Source organism: Paracraurococcus lichenis (assembly GCF_030657435.1).
GTDB classification, from domain to species: Bacteria; Pseudomonadota; Alphaproteobacteria; order Acetobacterales; family Acetobacteraceae; genus Paracraurococcus; species Paracraurococcus lichenis.
The window spans coordinates 1-2,546 of sequence record NZ_JAUTWS010000240.1 but is presented as its reverse complement, the minus strand read 5'-3'; the positions used below and the strand labels follow the sequence as shown (position 1 = coordinate 2,546).

Below are 2,546 nucleotides of genomic sequence, written 5' to 3'. Positions count from 1 at the left end.
TTTTTTTGTCACCTGTTACCGTTCCGCCGCTAAGAGGTGGCGCAACGCTTCGACCATGACCTCTTGATGTGTCACGCGTCGGCCCGTTGCCTCTTCGCGCTGCACGCAAAGGCGTCGCAATCGGCGGTAGAGGTCCGGATCCAGCTTCACGGTGAGCGCCTTGCCTAGCCCGGCGACTGGTTCAGCGGCACTGGCCGGTGAAGGAGGCTGCGTTGCTACCGGGCCGGTATGCGGCTGCGTTTCCGCCGCCGCCCGCTTCGGCACCACCATGTCTCCGAGACTAGCGATTGGATTCGACAAAGCCATGCTCCCCACCACCGCCCCGGTCCGCTTCATCGCCTATCACCGGGTCTCGACCGACCGGCAGGGCCGCAGCGGCCTCGGCCTGGAGGCGCAACGTGACGCCGTGCAGCGCCATGTCGCCGGTGCCGGTGGGGCCATCCTGGCCAGCTTCACCGAGGTGGAGAGCGGCAAAAGGAACGATCGCCCGGAGCTGGCCAAGGCACTCGCCGCCTGCCGGGCGCAGCGGGCCACCCTGGTCATCGCCAAGCTGGACCGCCTGGCCCGCAATGCCCGGTTCCTGCTGTCCATCGTGGAGGGCTCGGGCGAGGGTGGAGTGATCTTCTGCGACCTGCCCACCGTGCCGGCCGGCCCGGTCAGGAAGTTCCTCATCACCCAGATGGCGGCCGTCGCCGAACTCGAGGCGGGGCTGATAGCGCAGCGGACCAAGGCGGCGCTGGCCGCAGCCAAGGCGCGCGGCGTGAAGCTGGGCAACCCGACCCTGCGCGCCGGCACGCCCGACGCGGCGAGGGCTGCGGCTGCCGCGAAGTCGGAGCAGGCCACGGCATGTGCCGTCGACCTGGCGCCGATCCTGGCCGAGATCCGCGCCGCCGGGGTGACGACCCTGGAGGGCGTGGCGAAGGCGCTGACCGCCCGCGGCATCCCGACGCCGAGCGGCCGGGAGGCATGGTATCCGGCCACGGTGCGGCGGCTGCAGATGCGGGCGGCTTGATCAGCCTGCCGGTGCTGCGCGGCTACATCCGCCGAGAAGGCGAAGACCGGCCATCAAGCCTGAACGTCGAGCGCCACCTGCTGCTGAGAGAAGCCGGTCGCCGCTCCGTAGCGGTCGGGCACACGGCCCGGCGCAGTTGCCCCGCCCCCCATGCACAGGATGTGTGTCTCTGGATCCAGGGTCACATGCAGCCGCATCTGTGCCGAGGAAGCCTCGGCCGGCGGCGCGCCGATGCCAAGAAGAGCGGCCTGTTTGGGCGCGCTCTCCCACTCCAACTTCTGCCGGTGCGATCGGTGTCTATGGTCAGCGATGGTCATAACCAGAGAAATCACAGCCTGATCTCCTCAGCAGGAAACACCTTCTGGTGCTTCCTGCGCTGCAGCGGAGACATTCAGTCCTCGCCCTTCGGAGTGCCCTTCCGCAGTGGAGACATCCCGCACTGCAACAAGGCCGGTTGGCGATATGCCAGAACGGCCTCAGTTTTAAAACCATTGGTTGTATAGCAAAACGTTAACGGCACCTGAGAGATTGACGACGGAGGCGAATAGCTCCGCAACGCTGCTCTTCAGGTCGCCTCGATGGGTGACTGCTGCGCCAGAAGGCGCTCCAGGACCGTTGTCGCCGCGTAGAGGCTAACGGCCGTGCCGCTGGGTGCGGTCGTCGCGTGAGAAGCGCCAGAACCAGGCGTCTCCGCCGCCGACTACGGCAAGGCGGTAGCCGGTCACCAGAGCAATCCGCGCTCTGAACTGCCCAGCCGGCACCTCGGCCCAATCGACCCTGGGTATCGCTCGCTCTCGCTCCATGAGTAGAAACTTAAGCAGACCGCCGCTTATGTTATGGGGGCTGAAATGGCCCCGCCGGAGAACCGACGGGGCTGCTAAATGTCGTTGTAACACTAATGTTTCGAGAACGATCTTTGATGGTTGCGCAGAAAGCTACGTGTGCTCGCGCTGGCGTGCTTTTCGATCCGAGGCCGACATGAGCGACTGGGCGGCATGACATACTCCGCTCTCGCCATTGCCTTCGCCGCCCTGCCGGATTCACCTGCCAGCAACCCGGAAGGGCGAGGTGGTGCGCTGCATTCTTCAACCTAAGATGGATCATGGGCAGCGAAACCTCCCCTCCGCGCCGTCGCCGGAAGCCTGCACCACCCTTGCCGGTCGTCTTCGTCGCCCCGGCCAGCGTGTCGACCCTAAATGGTCTGGTGGACGACCTGGCCACATCGCACCCTGACGCCATTCTGCTCGGCTTCTGCGACCACTTCATGGCCCTGCACGACAAGGTCACGGAGAGCTTCCGCCTCAAGCCGCGCGGCTACTTCGACCGCATTCGTGTGCTCCAGATGGACCTCGACGCTCTAGAGGAGGAGATCGCGGCCAGCGTGGCCCATACCCATGCCGGGCGCTGCGCCAAGGCAGAGGTGGCACTTGCTGTGCTGGGCAATGGTAGGCTTGCGGCGACGGCCCGATCCGCCCTGCGCGACTTCATGCGCGCGGACGGCGCCGCGTGATTGCACGCGGCAGCCTGTTCCCGG

At 66.3% G+C, this 2,546-nt stretch carries 3 protein-coding genes; 2 read left to right on the top strand and 1 reads right to left on the bottom strand.

Annotation, left to right across the window (positions count from 1 at the left end; all coding sequences use genetic code 11):
* Positions 1 to 304: 304 nt before the first annotated feature.
* Positions 305 to 1,012: a recombinase family protein gene (locus tag Q7A36_RS39300; protein WP_305109230.1), complete on the top strand. Its 708-nt coding sequence runs from the start codon at positions 305 to 307 to the stop codon at positions 1,010 to 1,012.
* 53 nt (positions 1,013 to 1,065) lie between these two features.
* Here the strand turns inward: Q7A36_RS39300 and Q7A36_RS39295 are convergent, their stop codons facing one another.
* A complete protein-coding gene (locus Q7A36_RS39295) occupies positions 1,066 to 1,344 on the bottom strand; it encodes a hypothetical protein (RefSeq protein ID WP_305109229.1) in 279 nt (92 codons plus the stop codon).
* An 821-nt stretch (positions 1,345 to 2,165) separates the two neighbouring features.
* Between Q7A36_RS39295 and Q7A36_RS39290 the strand changes: the two genes are divergently transcribed.
* Complete coding sequence (locus Q7A36_RS39290) at positions 2,166 to 2,522, top strand: hypothetical protein (RefSeq protein WP_305109227.1); 357 nt, start codon at positions 2,166 to 2,168, stop codon at positions 2,520 to 2,522.
* Positions 2,523 to 2,546 lie beyond the last annotated feature (24 nt).